At 44.0% G+C, this 21,456-nt stretch carries 12 protein-coding genes and 1 pseudogene; 8 read left to right on the top strand and 5 right to left on the bottom strand.

Going from position 1 to position 21,456, the window contains the following annotated elements; all coding sequences use genetic code 11:
* The first annotated feature begins 58 nt into the window (after positions 1 to 58).
* The 3 genes from BBC0178_RS00565 (at position 59) to BBC0178_RS00575 (ending at position 5,722) form a co-directional block, all read left to right on the top strand.
* Positions 59 to 880, top strand: coding sequence for an ImuA family protein (locus BBC0178_RS00565; RefSeq protein ID WP_078038827.1), 822 nt, complete (start codon positions 59 to 61; stop codon positions 878 to 880).
* Positions 768 to 2,366 (top strand): Y-family DNA polymerase, encoded by a 1,599-nt coding sequence (locus tag BBC0178_RS00570; RefSeq protein WP_149867385.1) that lies wholly within the window; start codon positions 768 to 770, stop codon positions 2,364 to 2,366. Before BBC0178_RS00565 ends, BBC0178_RS00570 begins: the two co-directional genes overlap by 113 nt.
* A gap of 155 nt (positions 2,367 to 2,521) precedes the next feature.
* On the top strand, positions 2,522 to 5,722 hold the full coding sequence (locus tag BBC0178_RS00575; protein WP_078038829.1) for an error-prone DNA polymerase: 3,201 nt from the start codon (positions 2,522 to 2,524) through the stop codon (positions 5,720 to 5,722).
* 663 nt (positions 5,723 to 6,385) lie between these two features.
* Here BBC0178_RS00575 and BBC0178_RS00585 read toward each other — a convergent pair.
* Complete coding sequence (locus BBC0178_RS00585; protein WP_078038831.1) at positions 6,386 to 7,918, bottom strand: YifB family Mg chelatase-like AAA ATPase; 1,533 nt, start codon at positions 7,916 to 7,918, stop codon at positions 6,386 to 6,388.
* A 335-nt stretch (positions 7,919 to 8,253) separates the two neighbouring features.
* Here BBC0178_RS00585 and BBC0178_RS00590 point away from each other — a divergent pair, with 335 nt between their 5' ends.
* The 4 genes from BBC0178_RS00590 (at position 8,254) to BBC0178_RS00605 (ending at position 16,868) form a co-directional block, all read left to right on the top strand.
* Entirely contained in the window at positions 8,254 to 10,218 is a 1,965-nt protein-coding gene (locus tag BBC0178_RS00590; protein WP_078038832.1) for an autotransporter assembly complex protein TamA, read from the top strand.
* Positions 10,218 to 14,912, top strand: coding sequence for a translocation/assembly module TamB domain-containing protein (locus tag BBC0178_RS00595; RefSeq protein ID WP_078038833.1), 4,695 nt, complete (start codon positions 10,218 to 10,220; stop codon positions 14,910 to 14,912). Before BBC0178_RS00590 ends, BBC0178_RS00595 begins: the two co-directional genes overlap by 1 nt.
* Positions 14,913 to 14,987: 75 nt before the next feature.
* The gene (thpR, locus tag BBC0178_RS00600) at positions 14,988 to 15,530 is read left to right on the top strand and encodes an RNA 2',3'-cyclic phosphodiesterase (RefSeq protein ID WP_225868327.1); all 543 of its coding nucleotides are present in this window, start codon (positions 14,988 to 14,990) and stop codon (positions 15,528 to 15,530) included.
* Positions 15,531 to 15,848: 318 nt separating this feature from the next.
* Positions 15,849 to 16,868, top strand: coding sequence for a glycosyltransferase family 2 protein (locus BBC0178_RS00605; protein WP_188317745.1), 1,020 nt, complete (start codon positions 15,849 to 15,851; stop codon positions 16,866 to 16,868).
* Between the two features lie 1,110 nt (positions 16,869 to 17,978).
* Here BBC0178_RS00605 and BBC0178_RS00610 read toward each other — a convergent pair.
* From BBC0178_RS00610 to BBC0178_RS00620, 3 genes and pseudogenes are all read right to left on the bottom strand, one after another.
* Positions 17,979 to 18,584, bottom strand: a complete 606-nt coding sequence (locus tag BBC0178_RS00610; protein ID WP_078038835.1) for a glycosyltransferase family 4 protein — start codon at positions 18,582 to 18,584, stop codon at positions 17,979 to 17,981.
* Positions 18,585 to 18,772: 188 nt separating this feature from the next.
* Positions 18,773 to 18,964: pseudogene (locus BBC0178_RS12095) on the bottom strand (hypothetical protein); the annotation flags it as partial.
* Between the two features lie 50 nt (positions 18,965 to 19,014).
* The gene (locus tag BBC0178_RS00620) at positions 19,015 to 19,947 is read right to left on the bottom strand and encodes a glycosyltransferase family 2 protein (protein ID WP_078038837.1); all 933 of its coding nucleotides are present in this window, start codon (positions 19,945 to 19,947) and stop codon (positions 19,015 to 19,017) included.
* On the opposite strand from BBC0178_RS00620, the gene BBC0178_RS00625 reads away from it, so the two are divergent.
* Complete coding sequence (locus BBC0178_RS00625; protein ID WP_236823655.1) at positions 19,948 to 20,118, top strand: 2'-5' RNA ligase family protein; 171 nt, start codon at positions 19,948 to 19,950, stop codon at positions 20,116 to 20,118. It begins immediately after the preceding gene.
* Between the two features lie 508 nt (positions 20,119 to 20,626).
* Here BBC0178_RS00625 and BBC0178_RS11780 read toward each other — a convergent pair.
* Positions 20,627 to 20,782, bottom strand: a complete 156-nt coding sequence (locus tag BBC0178_RS11780) for a hypothetical protein (RefSeq protein ID WP_188317746.1) — start codon at positions 20,780 to 20,782, stop codon at positions 20,627 to 20,629.
* Positions 20,783 to 21,456: the final 674 nt, after the last annotated feature.

Raw genomic sequence — 21,456 nt, forward strand, 5'->3', positions numbered from 1 at the left:
TCTGATTTATATTCGATTCCATAATGGAACAAAACAAGAACATTGTTGTGAGTCTTTTATGCCGGATATAGCCCAATTACGTCGCCTTGTTGCCCGCATGGAAGGAAAACCTGTCGCTTTTTCTATGGATGACAATAGGAAGGGCAAGGAAAAGCATTCCCTTCCTGAAGGCTATTTCTATCTCGGTCACGAAGAGGTGGATTTTGCGGCTGGTCCATTTCCCTCTTATGCCTTGCATGAAGTTATTTCCGGTCCTGCCGCCATGAATAGTGCAACCGGTTTTTCTCTCGGTCTTCTCAAACGCAATGAAAAGGCAAACTGCCCATTCATCTGGCTGGAAGAAGAAAGTACAGAAATAGAATATGGCATTCCTTATCCTGTTGGAATTTCTGCTTCCGGGCTTGATCCGGCGCGATTTATTCTGGTGCGTTGTCAAAAGGCCGAAGATGTTTTGAAAGCGGCTGATGATGCATTGGCAACGTCCAGAGTGGGCGGTTTATTATTGAGCCTTTCGGGTGCCTGTCGGGCGCTTGATTTTACAGCTACCCGACGTTTGCATCTGGCAGCAGAAAAAGCACATTCGCCGGTTGTTCTGGTGCTTGGCAAAGAAGCTTTGAAAAACAGCAATGCTGCTACACGTTGGCAAATCAAAGCAGCACCTTCCGAAAGTTCGGGTGCAAAAGCACCGGGACTAACAAATTACGATGTCACACTTTTGCGAAATAGGGCCGGATATACCGGACATTGGTTGATGCAATGGAACATCCATGACCAGATTTTTACAAAACCCCAAGAAATACGGCTTAAACGACCGGCTCTATCTGGCACTCGCTTTTCCTCGCCTGCCGATAGACCGTCTGAAGACGGTTTTGCCGCCTGAAAAAGCACCGGATTTCACAAAACCTTTTGCAGTGGTTGGCCGTTCTGTCCACGGACTGAGGCTCGCTCATGTCAATGAGGCGGCGACACATGCCGGCCTTTATCCGGGGCTTTCTCTGGTTCATGCACGCAGCCTTTGTGAAAGAATAGAAACAGTCAATGAAGCAGAAGAGGCCGACAAGAACTATCTTCAATATCTCGCTCGAAATGCTGGCCGGTTTACCCCACTTGTAGCCTATAGCCTTCCCTTTGGTTTGATACTTGATGTGACAGGTTGCGATCATCTTTTCGGGGGGCCACAAAAAATGCTCGAAAAAGTGACCGCTTATTATAAGGGGCTGGGGCTTGAGACACTCTCGGCACTGACAGTAACACCGGCAGCCGCGCGGGCTTTTGCCCGTTTTGGTGTCAACCGTTTTGTCACAAAAGAAGATTTTGTTTTAACACTGGATCGGCTGAAATTACCGGCACTTGAAGCAAAGCCGGATGTCCAAATGGCACTTCGCCGTGCCGGATTCCATTGTCTCAAAGATATTCAGGCGGTTTCGCCAAAAGCACTGGCTGCGCGCTTCGGCGAAGTTTTGCCTGCCCGCCTTGATGCGCTTTATGGAAAAAGACAGGAGCCGCTTTCATTCATAAATCCACCCCCATCCCTTTATTTGTCATTACGTTTGGAAGAGCCATTGATTGATGTAACAATGGTTGAAAAACAGTTTTTTGTTCTGGCAAAAGAATTTTTCAAGCGTTTAACGAAACTCGGTCTGGGGTGTCTGATGATAAATATCATCCTTTATCGGGTTGATGGACATATTGACCGGATAGGTATCGAGACCGGTCGCCCTTTGAGCGATCCGGTACAATTCCTGTCGCTTCTCGAGGAACGGCTGAAAAGCTTGAAAACACCGCTCGATGCGGGATATGGCTATGATACATTGGCACTTTCGGTAAGCCGTTCCGCTCCCCTTCGCCCCCTTCAGACAGAGCTTGTCAATGATGATCTGGAACCGGCAGAAATCGGGCAACTGGTTGATCGGCTGTCAACCCGTTTAGGGGCAGATCATGTTCTGGTTGCCGGTACAAAAGAAAGTCATATTCCCGAATATGCAGCTTTTTGGGGGGTAGCGCAGCACCATAAACCGCATACTGAAGCTTTGAAAGCTTTGGATGCACAATTGAAGGCACAAGGATTTTCCTCTCTTCGTCCCAATCCGCCCGAACGGCCTATCAGGCTTTTTTGCCCGCCACAGCCCATTGATGTCATTGCCGCTTTGCCGGATGATCCACCAGCTTCTTTTCGCTGGCGACGGGTTGTCCATAAAATCCACCTTGCCGAAGGGCCTGAACGTATCAGTGCCGAATGGTGGAAGCATTCGGGTCCTGATCGTGATTATTATCGCGTGGAAGATGAAAATGGTGAACGTTTCTGGATATTCCGTTATGGAGAATATCCGCAAACAAAATGGTTTCTGCATGGCTTATTTGCCTGAAATCTCTCGGTTTCCAGAAATTTTAAAGGCAAGTTTACGCATTAAGCGGTGGTTTTATTTCTTATAAGAAAGTCTGGTCTTTTGAAAAACATGTCTTTTCGTCCGGTTGAAGAATCTACCAGCAAGGAAACGACCAGACAAAATAAGGCGACAACATGTTTGCATTGTCTGTAAGAAGCAATTTTTCCTTTTTAAAAGGCGCTTCCCATCCCGAAGAGTTGGTTGGCGAGGCGGCGCGCCTTCACTATGCAGGCATCGGCATTGCCGACGAAAACACATTGGCCGGCGTGGTTCGCGGCTTTGCCATGGCACGGGAAGTTTTAAAACTTGCCCCTTCTTTCCGCTATCTTGTCGGTTGTCGGCTGGTGTTTTCGGATGGAACGCCGGATCTTGTTGTCTATCCACGAGACAGAAAAGCTTATGGCATGTTGTGCCGGATGTTGAGTGAAGGAAAAGCAAGATCCGGCGAAAAAGGAGCCTGCCAATTAAAGTTTGAAGATTTTTTGTTTCGTGCGCGCGGTTTCCAGATCATTGTCACAGATGGCGAAAAACTGGAAGACACGTTGAAAAATTTGCAACAGGTGGCAAAGGGACAAGTTTTTCTGGGTTTGCCGATGAATTTTACCGGCAAGGATGCCCGTTATAGTGAATATCTGGCAAGAATGGCCAAAAACTTTAATGTCGGCCTCATTGCTGCTGCCGATATTCTCTATCACAGTGAAGAAAGGCGCATTTTACAAGATATTCTGACAGCAATCCGCCTTCATAAAACAATTGACGAAGCAGGCTTTGCGCTTCAAGCCAATAGCGAAAAATATCTGAAGCCGGTGAAAGAAATAGAACGGCTTTATCGGAATTTTTCCGGTGCAATCAAAGCGCAACAGGATTTTGTAGCCCCCATTTCGTTTTCACTTGATGATCTTTCCTATTCCTATCCGGACGAGCCGGTTCCTGCCGGTAAAACGCCCCAATCCTATCTGGAAGAATTGACCTGGAAAGGCATGGCTGAAAGGTTTCCAAAAACAGCTTATGAGAGTGTAAAACCACTTCTGGAAAAAGAATTGAAGCTTATCAAGAAGCTTCGCTATGCTCCCTATTTTCTGACTGTTTATGACATTGTCAGTTTTGCAAAATCGCAAGGCATTCTTTGTCAGGGGCGCGGTTCGGCTGCCAATTCGGCAGTATGTTTCTGTTTGGGCATTACCAATGTTAATCCGCAACAGATTGATCTGTTGTTCGAGCGTTTTATTTCCGAAGAACGTAATGAACCACCCGATATTGATGTCGATTTCGAGCATGAGCGGCGCGAAGAAGTGATGCAATATATCTATCGCCGTTATGGTCGCCATAGAGCTGCGATTGTTGCAACGGTCATCTGTTATCGCAGTCGCAGTGCCATTCGTGATGTCGGCAAAGCTTTGGGCTTGAGCGAAGATATTATAGGAGCGATTGCCTCGACTGTATGGGGCACATCCGGCAAAAAAGTAAGCGATGAGGTGATTGCTCAAAGAGGACTCGACCCGACAAACCGGATGATTGGTTTGACACTACGTCTTGCTCATGAATTGGTCGGCTTTCCAAGGCATTTGTCACAGCATGTCGGCGGTTTTGTTTTGACCGAGCAAAGGCTTGATGAAACCGTGCCGATCGGCCCTGCTGCCATGAAAGACCGCAGCTTCATCGAGTGGGATAAAGATGATATCGACACTGTCAAATTGATGAAGGTCGATATTTTGTCTTTGGGGATGCTGACCTTGATCCGCAAATCTTTTGATCTTTTGAAGCGTCATAAAAATATCAGCCATGGCTTGCATGACGTGCCGCGGGAAGACGAGCACGTCTATAAAATGTTGTCAAAAGGCGATTCGATCGGAGTTTTTCAGGTTGAAAGCCGGGCACAAATGAACATGTTGCCGCGATTGAAACCGAAACAATTCTATGATCTGGTCATTGAAGTGGCTATTGTCCGTCCAGGCCCGATACAGGGCGATATGGTGCACCCGTATTTACGCCGTCGCAACCATATGGAAAAAGTGGTTTATCCTTCACCTTCACCACAATTCGGTCCACCTGACGAATTGCAACGTGTTCTGGGAAAAACATTGGGCGTGCCGCTTTTTCAGGAACAAGCAATGCGCATTGCCATAGAAGCCGCCAAATTTACTCCCGATGAAGCCAATCTTTTGCGCCGTGCCATGGCAACATTCCGGCGGGTTGGAACCATTCATACCATGCAGGCAAAAATGGTCGAGGGAATGGTGAGGCGGGGTTACAAGCGCGATTTTGCCGAAAATTGTTTCAAGCAGATTGAAGGTTTCGGCGAATATGGTTTTCCTGAAAGCCATGCGGCAAGCTTTGCCCACCTTGTCTATGTTTCGGCTTGGCTCAAATGTCATCATCCGGAAATATTTGCGACCGCTCTTCTTAACTCCCAACCTATGGGATTTTATGCCCCCGCCCAGATTATTCGGGATGCCCGCAATCATGGTGTCGAGGTTTTGCCGGTCGATGTCAATCATAGCCATTATGACCATTGTCTGGAAAAAAACGGCAACGGTTTTTCTTTGCGATTGGGATTTCGCCAAATCAACGGTTTTGCCATTGAATGGGGAAAAAGAATCGAACTTCAACAGGCTGAAGGGCCGTTTTCTTCGATTGAAGAATTGCATCGTCGGGTGATGTTACCAAAACGCGCCTTCGAGCTTCTTGCCGATGCCGATTGTTTCTTAAGTATCGATAAAGAGCGGCGTTCGGCTTTATGGGCGGTGCGCCGTTTACCCGATCATGGAAACTTGCCATTATTTGCGGCAGCACAACAATCCGATCTCGGTGAAGAAGACCCGCTTATCTTTACGCCGATGAAATTGAGCGAACATGTCATTACCGATTATGAAACAACGCGCTTGTCGCTCAAAGCCCATCCGTTGAGTTTTTTGCGAAACGACCTTGTGAAAAAGGGTGTGCTTACCTGTCATGAAGCAATGGAAATTGCCGGTGGATCTTCTGCAACAATTGCCGGTATTGTTACGGTCCGGCAAAAGCCCGGTAGTGCCAAGGGGGTGGTCTTTTTGACAATGGAAGATGAAAGCGGCATTGCCAATATTGTTGTCTGGCCAAAAATAATGGTGCGCTTTCGCCGCGAGGTCATGGGAGGTAAACTCCTATTAATAACAGGTAAAATACAACGGGATTCTTCCGGTGTTACCCACCTTGTTGCCTCTTATATCGAAGATAGAAGTATGGACATTATCAATTTGAGCGAAATTCCCGAACATTTTGCGGCGATTGAAAGCGAACCTGTGGCCCGCCATCCCCGTCAGTTCCGTGCTTTGCCGAAATCCCGCGATTTCCATTGAAATATTTTTTATGCATGAAGACTTTTATGCCTTTCAACTTTTTATTTTGCATATCTCGAACCGTTTGATGACAAGCTGAAAATGTAGGAGCCTATGAAAGCTTCATCACGTGGTCGGCAGTTGTTCAGTATTTTTAAAACTGTTGTTTCAATCTTTTAAGAAAAACAAAATCCTGTCAAAAATGAATAAGGAAATAGAGGGTTGATCAAGCAAAAGAACGGGTCTGAAAGCCGAAGCTTGCCCCCTGTGTCAGGGTGATCTAAAAGTCCATGAATCCATTTGCTCAGGTATATTTTTTGAAATCGGAAATTTGAAAAATATTCGTGTTTTAAAAAAGCATTTGAATGCATCGATTGTCGGTTGTTTTTGAAAATAAACAGCGACAATAAAATCCGGAAGCCTGACTTTCATAACATTCACCCGCAGGTAAAGGTGTGAGGCCGCGGATAAAACCGCATTATGTTCGATCAACCGGTTTTGAAAAAGCTTGAAGACCATTCGGAAGTTCATTTCGTTCCGACAACAAACTCCATATTTCATTTTCGCGAATTATTATGAATTATGCGAGGTAACTATGAATTATGCGAGCCTTGTTGTGGAAATTTCGAACGGCGCAAAAAAACGCGCATAGAACGTCATTTTTCACGCTTTGAGCACTACCATTCAAGCTACGGCTTTCAGGCGTTCATTGCCCAGACGATAGGAAACCGCTTCGGCAAGATGGTGTCTGGTAAGATGCGTCTCCCCCTCAAGATCGGCAATCGTACGAGCAACTTTCAGGACACGATGGTAAGCGCGTGCTGAAAGGCGCATTTTTTCGCTTATCGTTTGTAATAATATTGTGGCAGCACCATCAAGAACGGCAACTTTTTCGATCAGATTTGCAGGACAATCACCATTAGTGCGGATTTGGGGCATTCCCAGTTCTGCATATCTTTTAACCTGAATATCTCGTGCTTTTTTAACGCGTTCGGCGACAACGCGGCTTGGTTCGGCTTCTGCCGGTTTGATGAGATCAAGTGCCGATAAGGCCGGCACATCAATACGTAAATCTATGCGGTCAAGCAGGGGGCCGGAAATACGTGCCTGATAATCGGTTTGGCATTTCGGGCCTTTGGCACAAACATGTCCGGGTTCACCTGCCATGCCGCAGCGACAAGGGTTCATGGCGGCAACAAGCTGGATACGTGCGGGATAACTGACATGCCGGTTGGCACGCGCAACAACGCATTCCCCGCTTTCAAGCGGTTGACGCAAAGAATCGAGAACTTGCGGTGAAAATTCTGGAAACTCGTCGAGAAACAATACCCCATTATGGGCAAGTGAAACTTCGCCGGGGCGTGCTTTAATGCCGCCGCCGACCATAGCTGCCATGGATGCCGAATGATGGGGTGCACGGAAAGGTCGATGAATGGAAACAGATCCGTTCGTTGTTTCTCCGGCAATCGAGGCAATCAGCGAAACATCAAGAAGTTCGCGGGCATCAAGCGGCGGCAATATGGAAGGTAACCGCTCGGCCAGCATAGATTTGCCAGCTCCGGGAGGGCCGACAAACAACAAATTATGACGACCCGCGGCTGCCACTTCAAGTGCCCGTTTGGCGGCACTTTGCCCCTTTATGTCGGCAAGATCGGGCAAATTATCCTGAACAATATATTGGCGTGGCTGTGGCGGCGACAAAAATTGCGAACCTTTGAAATGGTTGACCAGAGTGAGCAAACTCGAAGGGGCCAGAATGTCGATGTCGGAGCCTGCCCAGGCGGCTTCAGGACCACATTGTTCCGGACAAATCAGCCCTTTATCGGAAGCAACAGCGGACATTGCGGCCGGTAGAACACCGCTCACCGGTGCAATAGAACCATCCAGTCCCAATTCCCCCATAACAACGTATTTTTGCCCGATTTCAGGGGGTAAAAGCCCCATTCCGACCATAAGCCCGACAGCGATCGGTAGATCATAATGGGAACCTTCCTTGGGTAGATCGGCCGGCGCAAGATTGACCGTAATCCGTTTGATCGGCATGGACAATCCACAGGCGTGAAGTGCTGCCTGCACGCGTTCGCGACTTTCTGCAACCGCCTTATCGGCAAGGCCTACAATGGACATTCCCATTTTGCCATTGGCAATCATGACCTGTACATCCACAGGTAAAGCTTCAATGCCCGAAAAGGCAACAGTCGTAATACGTGCAACCATTTGTCTTGTTCTCATGTGAGTTGTATCAAAATGAGACAATCATTATTTTTACTGAAAATCAAGAACATTTCATGAACATCAAGTATTTTTATGGTGTTCGCCACGATAAGGCACAAATTGCCGGTTAACACTTCATTGATGAAAATGAAGCAAAATCATGTTCGTCAGTATATGATTAAACGCTGGCCTATGCTAACGCATGAACAAGCAGCAATTTTAATGAGCGCGAAGTTAAAGTGCGAAGTAAATTGTGGGTTCTGAATTTTGGAGCGTTATATTTGGTAAATAAGCAGGTAAACAAAGAGTTTGACGGTTAAGAGTTAAGTGTTTTGGTAATGTCAGTTACAAAATCGAGGTTGAAGGCAGAGAGTGCTCTTGTCGCTCTCATGACCTGCGTTGCGCTGACTTTTTATCAACCACAAGAAGCAAATGCTTTCGATCTTTTTGGTATCCATTTATGGGGTAAAAAAGACCAGACTGATAAAAATGCCGATGTTATCGGTGTCCCCAAACATTATAAGGTCAAAGTTACCAATGCTCCGAATGCACCCGAAGGGGGCGTAAAAATTGTCAAAGCAGCGTCATCTCTCATTGAAGATGATGATAAGCCGGCCTCCGGTTCTGCAGGACTTTTGGCCAAAGCACGCGGTGATTACAGGAAAATTCTGGCTGCCCTTTATGCCGAAGGTTATTACGGCGGTACGATCAGTATTCAGGTGAACGGTGCGGAGGCAGCCAATATCCGTCCCGATACAGAATTGCCCGACCAATCCGATATCCTCATTACAATCGATACCGGACCGCAATATCATTTCGGTGTTGCAAGCGTTCATGATCTCGCTCCAAAAACCGACGACAAGAAAGACAAAGTTCCTCTTCCGGCCGATTCTGGATATGCGTCAGGGGATGTTGCAAAATCCGGTTCTGTTTTCAAGGCGGAACAACTTGCCATCGAAGGGTGGCGGCAACAAGGTTATGCCAAGGCAAGCGTAAAAAACCGTGATGTTGTTGCCGATCATGCCAGCCGCACTATCGATTCCAATATAGAGGTTCAGCCCGGTCGAAAAGCCAGTTATGGTCCCTTGACAGTTAAAAACGTCAGCGACAAGCCCCGCATGGATTCAGCCTATGTCGCCTGGATGACCGGATTAAAAGAGGGGCAGGAATATGACCCCGATGATATTGCCAAAGCCAACAAGCGCCTCGCGCGTCTTGATGTATTTCGTGCGGCCAATGTGAGGGAGGCAGACAAGATAAAGGCTGATGGCACTTTGCCGCTCAATCTTACAGTACAGGAACGTCCGCTTCATCGTTTCGGTGTTGGCGGCAGCTATTCGACACTTGATGGCGCCGGTCTTGAAGCTTACTGGATGCATCGCGACCTTTTCGGCCATGCGGAACGCCTGCGTTTTGATGCCAAGATTAGCGGCATTGGCGGCAGTCAGGATGACTCCTATAATCCGAAAAACTTCGGTTATCTTTTGGGAACCACTTTCACCCGCCCCGGTGTCATTACGCCGGATACCGATTTTGTTGCAAGCCTTAAAGGGCAGCGTGAGGTTCTTGATAATTATACAACCACAGGCATTACCGGACAGCTCGGTTTGACACATATATTCACCGATGAGCTGTCAGGGCGGATTTATTTTAATGCCGCCCAAACCAAATCGGAAGACGACTATTTCGGCAATCGCGATTTTACACCGGTCGGTTTTTTGGGAGGATTGCTTTATGATAGTCGTGACAACAAGTCCAATCCGAAACACGGCCTTTATGGCGAAGCAGTCCTGGAGCCGATTTACGAAATTCATTATGGAAACTTTATCGGCAAGATGACATTGGAAGGCCGTTCCTATTTTTCGCTTGATGCGAAAGATCGCTATGTTATTGCAACACGTGCAAAGATCGGTTCGATTACCGGTCCGGAAGCGCGCGAAATTCCTTCTGATATGCTCTTCTTTGCCGGTGGCGGTGGTTCTGTGCGCGGTTATGGCTATCGTAATATCGGTATTAGAACCGATACCGGCGATACAATTGGCGGCCGTTCACTCGTCGAAGGTTCGGCGGAGTTGCGCACAATGGTGACCGATACAATCGGTCTCGTCGGTTTTGTCGATGCCGGTGTTGTGGGGGCTGATTCCACTCCGGATTTTTCGGAAAACACAAAAGTCGGTGCCGGTATCGGTGTCCGTTATATGACAGGGCTTGGACCATTGCGTTTTGATGTGGCAGCACCTCTCGATGGTGCAGTGGGCGACCCTGATTTAGGTTTCTATATCGGCATAGGGCAGGCGTTCTGATGATGAAAAAATTTTCACTTTCAGCTTTTATGACCGCATTGTTCCTGATTTTTACAGGTTTGACAGCGAGTTTTGCCGACACTTCTTCACCCGCCGGTCACGATACGGCTGCGGCGGAAAAGTCATGGGTTTTGTCATTCATTGAAAGCAAAATTTCCTCACCTAACCGGCAAATCCGTTTTGCGGGCATTGAAGGGGCTTTGTCGTCTAACGCTACAATCGGCTCGATTACGATTGCCGATCGACAAGGCGTCTGGCTCAAAATCACCAATGCCAAACTTGACTGGAATCGTTTGGCACTATTGCGCGGACAAGTGTCTATTAACGAATTGTCTGCCGAAAAAATTGATATTTTCAGGAAACCTTTGCCTGATTCTTCGGCACCAAGTCCCCAGTCCAAGGGTTTTTCTATACCGGACTTGCCAGTTGCGATAAGCATCAAATCGCTTGACGCAAAGAAAGTTGCATTCGGAGAGCCACTATTCAATCTTCCTTCCGAAGTTTCGTTGCAAGGCGGTATAACCCTTGCCGATGGTGATCTCGCAGCCCAACTCGTCATGAAACGTCTGGATAAAGCCGGCAATTTCAATGTATTGGCCAATATCTCAAACAGTACTAATAAGGCAAAAATCGATATCGAAGTGTCGGAGCCGGAAAACGGCATTGTTGCCAATCTGTTAAAAATAAAGAATCGCCCCGCCGTTGCTTTGATTGCAAAAGGCGAAGGACCGCTTGATAATTTCGAGCTCGGTCTTGCGATGAAAGCTGGTGCCGATCCGGTACTGAATGGCAAATTCAAGCTTCAGGGCACAGAAAGCGGAAAATCGATAAATGTTAACCTGTCAGGGCCGATTGTCCTTTTGATGCCTGACGAATATCGGGCATTTTTCGGGGCAAGAACGGAGCTTGAACTGGCAGCTTTGCTGAAAAAGGGCGGCGGCTTTCGACTGGACAAATTTTCGATCAATGGTGAAGGCGTTCATATAGCAGCAAATGCAGAGACATTGTCAGACGGCTTTTTACGCCGATTGGCGGTAAAAGCATCGGTCAAAGCGCAAACCGGTCAGTCAATTATTTTGCCTGTCGCCGGAGGCAAAACACGTGCCGATAATATTGCTCTTAATATCGATTATGGACGCAATGAAAGCTCTATGTGGAGTGGCCAATTTATCGTCAATAACTTTTCAAACGAAAATTTCATTGCCCACGATATAACTGTCGATATGGGGGGCGACTCGGAAAATCTGGATGACGTCAATAATCGTCATGTCGGTTTGCAGATTACCGGCGCAATAAACGGCATGGCAACGCCTAAGAGCAAGATTTCGGATGCCTTGGGAAAATCGGTTAATTTGAAAGTTGATGCCGATATTCTCGCCCATCAGCCGGTTACACTACGCACTGTCAATCTTTCCGCTAACGGGCTCACTTTATGGCTGAAGGGGCAAATCGAGAAGTTTCAATTCAAAGGAAATCTCGGCATTCAAGCCGATACATTGGAACCTTTGGCAATGTTGAGCGGAAAACCGCTTTCGGGTGCAGCCGATATTGAGGCAAATGGCTCAATCGGCCTTGTCGGTGGCTCTTTCGATCTTGATCTTTCCGGAAAAACCGTGGCTTTGAAAACCGGTAATGAAACGCTGGATCGTTTGCTGGCTGGCAATGTAAAATTATCGGGCGGAATAAAACGCGACGAAACCGGAATTACAACACGCCAATTCCTGCTTGGTAACGACCATATCAAGCTTGAAGCGAATGGCAGCTTCTCGAGTGATGAAGCCGATATGGACTATCAGCTTGATCTTTCCGACCTTAATCTCGTCAATCCCCGTATGCATGGGGCAGTCCAATTGCAGGGTGCCGCCCGTGGCCATAACCGTCTTGTTGCTTTAAGTCTTGGAGCAAAGATAAAAGATGCAACTTTGTCGGGTCAGAAAATGCAGGATACGGCAATTTTTGCCAATGCCGTTCTTGATAACACCTCTCCTGTTGCCACCTATATGAGTGGTTATGTAGATGGTAGCGGCCTCTTCGGGGGTGAAAAACTCAAACTAAGCGGTAGTTTTTCCGATAATGACCAGTTTAAAAGTCTGAACAATCTCGACATTCTCGTCGGCGAAACCCATGTGAACGGCAATCTGAAACAAAATCTGGAAGGGCTGATTGACGGCAATATCCATATTGATGCACGTGATATTTCAACATTGAGTGCGCTTTTGCTCACCGACGGTCATGGCACTATGACAGGTGACTTTAATTTAAGCGAAAGTGAAGGAAAGCAGAGCGGTCGTCTGAAAGCCCATATCGACAAACTGGTTTTTGGCGAAAATCATGTTGAAAGCCTTGATATGAATTTGACGCTCGATGACCCGAAAGGTGCTTTCCGTGTCAATGGCTTTGTCAATGCTTCCGATATTCGCGTTGCGAATTTTGTCGTCAATACCATAAAAGCAACAGCAAAAGATATGGATGGAAAAACCGCTTTTCAGGTTTCTGCCGATGTCCAGAATAATATCAAGGCCGATCTTGCTGGTCGCTTGATCTACCCTGCAACAAACGGGGATGATGGGCAAAACGGGCAAGAAGATAATCGGCGGCTAACCGTCGAGTTTGATTCTATGAACGTTTCGCAGGATACATTGCATGCGAAACTATTAAATCCGGCTTCTGTGATTTTGTTTGATAATAGCTATCACATTTCGCCTCTGACATTGGATGTGAATGGCGGGAAATTTTCGGTTAAAGGCGATGGCGGGTCAAAACTCGATTTGGAGTTGCAAATGGACCATTTGCCCGTTTCACTTGCCAATCTGATAAAACCGGATCTTCGTGCAACCGGTGCTTTAACCGGTCAAGCCGATATAAAAGGAACGCCGGATAAACCTGATGTTGCCTTTGATATGAAAGGCGAAGGTCTATCAATTGGCCTTCTCAAAGACAAGAAAATCGCACCTTTTGCACTTGATGCAAAGGGGAGAACCAATGGCAAATCGGTCAATATTGATACAAGAATTTCCGGCTCCGGTCTTGATGTTGAAGCCAATGGCAAAGTTCCGCTGGATGCAGGAAATCTTGATCTTGACATCAATTTGAAAAACTTGCCCGTTACTCTCGCAAACAGTTTTGTGGCCAATCAGAATCTTGGAGGAACCATCTCCGGTCACGCCCACATCGGTGGACAATTGAAAGCACCGACGGCAACATTCAATCTTTCAGGCCAGGGCTTGAGAGCCGATCTGTTGGCAAAAAATGGTCTTACACCAATCAGTTTGAATGCTGAGGGTCATTATGACAATAATGTTCTTAATCTTGAACAATTCAATGCAAATGGTGCGCAAGGGCTTAATATGTCGGCAAATGGCCGCATTCCGGTAAAAGGTGATGGCATCGATCTTCATGTCAAAGGTTCGGCTCCTATGGCAATTGCCAATCAATTCCTTGCCGAACGTGGAACGCAAATTTCCGGCTCGGCAAATATTGATGCGACCGTTAGAGGCTCCTTCTCAAAACCGGAATTGAATGGTCATTTTGCTCTTGCAAATGGTACTTTTATTGATCCGCAAAGCAATTTGCGCCTGAACAATATTGTCGTTGATGCCGGTTTGAGTGGCGAGCGCATTGTGCTCAATCGTGCCAGCGCTTCATCATCTGCTGGAGGTACAATTTCCGCCAACGGTTCTATTTCGACAGATTTTTCTGCCGGAATGCCCGCCGATATGACCGTTCGCCTCAATCATACACGCTATAGCGATGGCGAAATGGTTGTTGCGACCGTTGATGGCACTTTAACAGTAACGGGCGGTCTGTTGAATAATCCGGTGATTGGCGGTGATCTTACAATCGAAAAGGCAGAAATTACCGTTCCGGATCGTTTCGGAGGGGCGGCTCTTATAGATGTCAAACACAAGAATCTTACAAAAGATATTGAAACAACGCTTGAGCGGGCGAAAATCGATACTGGCAGGAATAAAGCTGCAACGGCTCCGGCAAAACCTTCTGTCGTCCAGCTAAAACTGCATATTCGTGCACCGAACCAGATTTTTGTTCGCGGTATGGGGCTTGATGTCGAATTGGGTGGCGAAATCGGTTTGTTCGGTCCGGTGAATGAAATTCATCCTGTCGGCGGGTTCCAGATGTTGCGGGGCCGGTTTGAAATTCTTTCTCAACGCCTTACCTTCACTGAAGGAACGGTAACACTTGTCGGCAATCTCAATCCTGAAGTCAATTTTGTTGCGACCACGCAAGGAAGCGATATTACGGTGACGGTAACTGTAAGCGGTACGATCAATGCATTGAGTGTTTCCTTCACTTCAGTTCCTGTCTTGCCTCAGGACGAAGTTCTCGCCCGTTTGATTTTCAATCGTTCGATCAGCGAACTCTCGCCCTTCCAGATTGCCCAGCTTGCGTCTGCTGCTGCCGAACTTGCCGGTGTTACCAACACGTCGCTTCTCGGTTCCTTACGGTCGACCACCGGTCTTGATGATCTTGATGTCGTGACAGATAAACAGGGGAATACCGGCGTTAAAGCGGGTCGCTATATTCGCGATAATATTTATCTCGGTGTCGAAGCCGGCTCCGGTGGCAACACGAAAGGCACTGTTAATCTGGATATTTCCAAAAACTTGAAAGCCAAAGGCGCACTTGGCGCACAAGGTGATTCAAGTGTTGGTGTTTTCTATGAAAAAGATTATTAAAACGAGAAATATTGCTTTTGCCGGAAATCACCTTCCGGCGTTCATTTCATCGTCACCCACAACGCGTAAGGAATAATGATGCCCCGACTTTTTGCCGCATTGGAAGTGCCGCATGATGCCGCGTTGTCCTTGTCACTTTTGCGAGGCGGTTTACCTGGAGCACGTTTCATAGAAGTAGAGGATTATCATATCACCCTGCGCTTCTTCGGCGATATGAACAACGAGATGGCTGATGAACTTGTTCACGCACTTGATCACATTGAAAGAAAGCCTTTCAATTTGCGACTGAAAGGCATTGATGTCTTCGGTTCAAAAACGCCCCATTCGATTTATGCAAGTGTAGAACCATGTGAGGAATTATTGTTTTTGCAAAGCGACATTGATCGTATTGCCAAAAGACTTGGCCTCAAATCGGATAAAGGAAAATATATTCCTCATGTGACAGTTGCTCGCCTGAAACAGGTGAAGCTTGACGATTTATTGACCTATCTTTCTTCACATGGCCATTTTGAAACGGGATATTTTCCGGTTAACCGCTTCGTGTTGATGTCATCGCACGAGTCAATTGGCGGCGGGCCATATGTTATTGAAGACAAATGGGCACTAAAAATAAAATAATTTCGGATATGTCCTGCATATTATAGATATTAATGAATTGTTTTGGAAACTATCTATATTTTCGTAAGCGAACCATAGAGGATTGTCCGGGTACAATTTAAAGCTGAACGTGATTGCAATGATAACTACCGCGTGTGTTAATAATCTTCGTCTAGGTATTTGGAGTTATGATATCACGTCAAAAAGGAAGTCTAACGCAATATAGCTACGAGTCATTGATCTATCGGGATATTTTTCATATTAATTGAATCAATTTTACCGGTTTTTCATGATGAGTTTGAGTGGGCAATATATTATTTGTTTCAAAGCGAGCGAGAGTTGATTAAATCATCATTAAACGAACACGATCGCACTGTTTCTGTTATTATTCCATATTACAATGGATCAAAATATATAGAACGAAGTGTACAAAGCGTACTCGATCAAACTGTTAAACCGAATGAATTGTTAGTCATCGATGATGGATCAATTCAAGAAGAGTCAGATTTCTTAAATATTATTGCAAAGAAAATGGGATTTGCTGTTCTTCGTAAAGAAAACGGTGGGCAGGGGTCAGCGCGAAATTTCGGTGTTGCACATACAAAATCTAAATTTATCTGTTTTCTTGATCAAGATGATTTCTTTTTGCCAAATCATATAAAGCAATTAATGGATGCGGTCGAATGGCAAGATCCGAAATTTGGTTGGGTCTACGGCGATTTATGTGAAGCGGATGAGGAAGGGAATATCGTTCAAACGAATGTTGTCGTCCGGAGTACAAAAGATTCTCATCCTAAAACAAGTATATTGACCATGCTAAGGTACGATATGTATGTTCTCCCATCAGCCTCTTTAATTAGTCGCCGGGCTTTTGAAGATGTCGGTGGGTTCGATCCACAGTTTACAGGCTATGAGGATGATGATTTTTTTCTCAGGTTATTCCGCAAAGGATGGACTAATTATTATTTACCGAAAGCTGTGACAGTGTGGTGTATCAATAATAATAGTACATCTTTCAGTATCAAAATGAGTCGTAGCCGTTTGCGTTATGTAAAGAAGATATGTGATAATTTTGACGAAGTTTCCGGCTACGGGCATCGTTATATAAGGGATTGCCTCGTACCACGTTTTATGGGTACTTTCATTAAAGAGGCGAGACAGGCCGTAAAAAAGCCAAAGACACCTCAACAAATCAAGATGTTTGAACACCGCGATGAAATTATTTCATTATTAGACCAATTCATTGACGTTATTTCACAAAAAACAAGATTAAGAGGGCCTATCCGACGTAAGCTGAAACGCGCTGTATTAAAGATTAAAATAGAAAGAACTATTAAAAAGATATTTTTGAAATATTAATTTAGTTAATCAATTTTCCATAAAACATGTTTATTGTTTCGTTATATACATAAAAAATAAAAAGTATTTTTCAGTACAGTAATTTCATAGTTTTATATTTACAATATATATGTATTGTTATTAAAAAATCAAAAACGCGATCTGAGAAGAAATAAAATATATAAATTTGTTTGGAAATTGAAATGCTCGTATCGGCGATACAATTAAAAGTGGTCGTTTGTTATATCATGCAAATGAATCAATAAATATATTTTTAATCACAAAATATAAACATATATGCAATATTTAAATAACTTAAAATTAATTAAAAATAACAATAAAGAAAAATATTTAATTGATATATATTATATTAATGATTTATTGTTTTTGCCAAAGCGAATATTAAAAAGAAAGAGGTTACGTGGTTAAGGGGTAAAATTTTTCTATCCTTGTGATAATTCTTTTTTGAGATTGTTTCGTGGTCGGTTATTGCCGCACTATTCATACTCTTTGAGATGGAGATGGAACGACTCTTCAGGGTTATAATTGGAGTGCCGCAATATGCCGTTTTGCTTTTAAACTAATTTCTCAACTACATAGAGGCGATGACGTTTGCTGGCAAAAGCTTCTGAACTGTTCCTCTGTTGAGGATAAAATATTTTAAACATCAAAATGCTTTCAGACAATAGAAACAGGTTTGATTGATTGTCGTATAATGATCTGAAGCTTCAATGCCACCTTCGAAAGGTGAAAAGCGTGGATGTTTTTATTGCGTTTCATTTGCCTGAAGATGGGAAATTTTCCACCTGCACGCCTCGTTCTTTTGTCTTTTAGTTACACCGTTTGTTCTGTTTTTCTTCCGATAGGTAGCTTTTTCTCCCTAATCGTTGTCATTTGACGCAATTAACTATTTTCAAGTCTGTGTTAGCGCCGTACAAAATTGTTTGCCGAGGAAAGGTAAAAATATAATAATTCTGTTTTAAATTTTAAATAAAATTATAAATCATTATATTATTTATTTATAAATAAATTTAAAACGACGTCATATAACACAACATAACCACATATTCATAAATAAAATATGTGGTTATGAAAAATAAAGCATGTTAACTCAATTACTGTTGAACGAACTTAAGAGCGTTTCTGAGCCAAAAGGTTTTCTACAACAGTAGACAGATTCTTTTCAAAAACATCCAATGAAAAATATTTTTTAAAGATTTTCTGCCCTTCAAGCCCGATGTTATGCCATTTATCGCTTAATTCTAATGCGTGTTGTAACGCCTTTGCGATACCTTCGGGAGTCGACTGCTCAATTATAAATCCGGATTTGTCATTTTCTAAATATTGACTTGTTCCGGTTTGCTTTGTGCACATAATAGGCACACCGGCACCTAAAGCATCTATCGAAACTATTGGCAGTGTATCGCTTCTAGATGGAATAATTACAAGATCGGACGTTTCCGTTTCGATAACACAATCTTCGTGAGATAGTTCACCATTGACCGAGACATTTTCGTAGTTTTTTGCATCAACTTCCAATTTTGCTTTGAGTTCTTTTGTTAATGTTCGACCAAAAAAACGGAGTTTGAATTTTTTGCGATATTCCGGTGCAAGATATTGCATTGCTGCCAAAAGAAGATCTTGACCTTTCCGATATTCATATGATCCGAAAGTAGACAATAGGAGTTGATCTCCCTTATGGTTTTTGCGTTGAAGTTGAGGAAAACCGGTTTCCAATCGTCCAGTCTTATTACTTCGATATTTTTTATATGCTCAATTGCATAGTCGCTTACACCAACAATATTTGCTGCATCATGTAATATTTTTGCACAATCCGGAAACTTATCAGCCAAATCCGAGACAAGCTCCACTTCATGGATGTACCATAAAACCGGAACAACGGGATCAAGCTGTTTAACAATTGGCCATGTTACAACTGTGTTTGCAATTATGAGGTCAAAATTGCGTGCGAAAGATAGCACACTTTCGCCCATTTTTAGCAACAAACTATCTATGATAACGTTGAAGCCTAGTGATTGTAGTTCTTTTGCTAAAGGACCGTCCTCAGGACTGGTTATAACAACAAAATACCCTTCTTTTTCCAACGTCTTTGCCATTTCGACAACAACTCGCGGAGCACCGCTATTTGTCAGATCATGGCTTACGATCAATACATCGCCCTTCGATTTTTGTCATATCGTTTTCCTGGATAGATGGAGAAATCTTCAGGCGAGTCATGATATAATAATGATCGCATTAACGGAGTGAAATATGGGTCATTTGCGACTTGTTCGGGCCAACGTTTCAAGAGATAAATATCCGATTTATCAATTTTGGGAGAAACGTTCTTTTCAAGTTTACCGATTGATAGATGCCCTAAATGAGTTAATTTTGAATCTGGTTGATATATGCATGTTTGCCCTAATTCACGTATTTTAAAGCATAAATCCACGTCGGAATGAGCAATTGGTGTATGTTCGCTGTCAAATCCACCGACTTGTGAAAATGTTTTTGCAGAAACAAGTAAACACGCTCCGCAAAGAAGCGAAACTTCCCGTATTTGATCTGCCATATTGAAGTAAGGATGTTGAATGTCTGGAACTGCATGAAATGCGGTACCAACCAAACGACGAACCCCGGTGACCATGCCGGCATGTTGAATAGTGCCATTTGAATACAGCATTTTGGGAGCTACGGCACCAACTCCCTTGATCAGAGCCACGTGAACGAGCTGTTTCAACCAATCATCATTTATGATTCTAACATCGTCATTGAAAAATGCCAGAAATTGGCCTTTCGCTTGCATCGCCCCTTGATTACACTTATCAGAAAAGTTGAAGGGCTTATCGTAGTTGACGAAACTTATAGTCTGATTTTCATTCTTTAACTGGTCGATAATTTTCGAGTTTGTAACGACCAGGATTTCATAATTGGTATAATCTGTATGAGTTAGGATAGAATTGAGTGAAGCACGAATATTTTCAATGTTATCCGATGGTATAATAATCGATACCATTGGTTCTTTACCTGATTCATCCCATTCTATACGATTGCCAAAAGACTTGGCCTCAAATCGGATAAAGGGAAATATATTCCACATGTGACAGTTGCTCGCCTGAAACAGGTGAAGCTTGATGATCTATTGCCCTATCTTTCTTCTCATGGACATTTTGAAACGGGGTATTTTCCGGTCAACCGCTTTGTGTTGATGTCATCGCACGAGTCAATTGGCGGCGGTCCATATGTTATTGAAGACAAATTTATAATATAATTGGTTCACGGGGCAGGGCTTATCAATTAAGACAGAAGATGACTGAAAGCGGCGAAGCATATAGCTGCGAAAAAATGTGTATATGTTAGTCATAGTATGTGGCAATAGGCTTCCGGTCTTCGGGCTTGGTAAACAGATTCCTAACTTTGTGATGTTCGGCTGCTGAAGGCGAGTTTTGTGCTTCTGTCCATTCTAGGAGAAATGCAGGCCTTGATCTTCCTGATATGCAAAGTTTGTTTGAGCCAGTCGACATCAAGGCTTGCCTGAACCCGTTGGCACTATCCCCTCCATCAGCAGGGATTAGCTGGTATCAGCTTGCGGGTAACAGGAGTGCGGCCTCCTCATTGTCAGTCATCCGGTCTTCCGACAATAATAGACAAATAGGTATGCCCGTTTCATAGCGGACGTTATGCCATTTGGAGGTCAGGCCGCCTTTTCTACGGGTCACTATCATACTTTTTTAAAAGGCTTGCTGCCATGAGATGCGCTTTGCGATGTGTTGCATCAATCATAATGCATCGAGGTCTTGTGCCTTGCCGGATGGGGGCGGAAAGACACGATCAAATACGGTCAATTCTCTCCAGCAGATAAAGCGTTTGGCGAGCGTGTTATCCAGACAAAAGCCGACAAAAAACATCTCGATCTTGTTTGATAACGTAGACAAGCCATAGACGACGCTCCGCTCATTGGCCACGCTAATTCGTGAGGCTATGGATAATAGGGCGATGCGCACGTCTTCCGATCAACGCCCGATAAAAGCTCATTCATTGGTCAATCATCTTTAAAACCAATGAATCATCATTCAATCATAGAGACTATCCATAAAATTAATGGGTGGTGAGCCCGAGCTTATAACAAATTTTATGTAATTTTTTAAAAAAATACAACTTTTTAAATCCTGATTTAAATAAAGAATAGTCAGATTAAGAAGTTTATATGTATATTTTTCACTAACGTAATATATATAAACTATATATATTAAATATTTATAAAATAAAACATATTATATGTAATTATAATTATAAAATAACAAATAATAGTATGAAAAAAATATTTCAACAATATATCGGACGACCTAATAGATACATATGATAATAAAACAAAAAGATGAATTATGTAGATGTAATTATGATCTAATTTAAAATATGTCATGAAAAAATCAACATATTATTCTATTTTTGTTAATTAACATTAATCTATATATGCCGATTCACAAAATTGGCATAAAATCGTTCGAAAATGAATCACAATATTAAATTGTGAATTTTGCCTATCGAGACGAAATCGCTGGCTTAATCATGCAAGGAGGTTCAAAATTAACTATGGAATTGTTAGGGA

The organism is Ditibartonella apihabitans (assembly GCF_002007485.1).
Lineage (GTDB): Bacteria > Pseudomonadota > Alphaproteobacteria > Rhizobiales > Rhizobiaceae > Bartonella > Bartonella apihabitans.

What these genes read in the sequence shown, in the direction of transcription:
- BBC0178_RS00565 (WP_078038827.1), top strand. Translation starts at nt 59, where the DNA reads ATGCCGGATATAGCCCAATTACGTCGCCTTGTTGCCCGCATGGAAGGA.
- BBC0178_RS00570 (WP_149867385.1), top strand. Translation starts at nt 768, where the DNA reads ATGACCAGATTTTTACAAAACCCCAAGAAATACGGCTTAAACGACCGG.
- BBC0178_RS00575 (WP_078038829.1), top strand. Translation starts at nt 2,522, where the DNA reads ATGTTTGCATTGTCTGTAAGAAGCAATTTTTCCTTTTTAAAAGGCGCT.
- BBC0178_RS00585 (WP_078038831.1), bottom strand. Translation starts at nt 7,918, where the DNA reads ATGGTTGCACGTATTACGACTGTTGCCTTTTCGGGCATTGAAGCTTTA.
- BBC0178_RS00590 (WP_078038832.1), top strand. Translation starts at nt 8,254, where the DNA reads ATGTCAGTTACAAAATCGAGGTTGAAGGCAGAGAGTGCTCTTGTCGCT.
- BBC0178_RS00595 (WP_078038833.1), top strand. Translation starts at nt 10,218, where the DNA reads ATGATGAAAAAATTTTCACTTTCAGCTTTTATGACCGCATTGTTCCTG.
- thpR (WP_225868327.1), top strand. Translation starts at nt 14,988, where the DNA reads ATGATGCCCCGACTTTTTGCCGCATTGGAAGTGCCGCATGATGCCGCG.
- BBC0178_RS00620 (WP_078038837.1), bottom strand. Translation starts at nt 19,947, where the DNA reads ATGTGGAATATATTTCCCTTTATCCGATTTGAGGCCAAGTCTTTTGGC.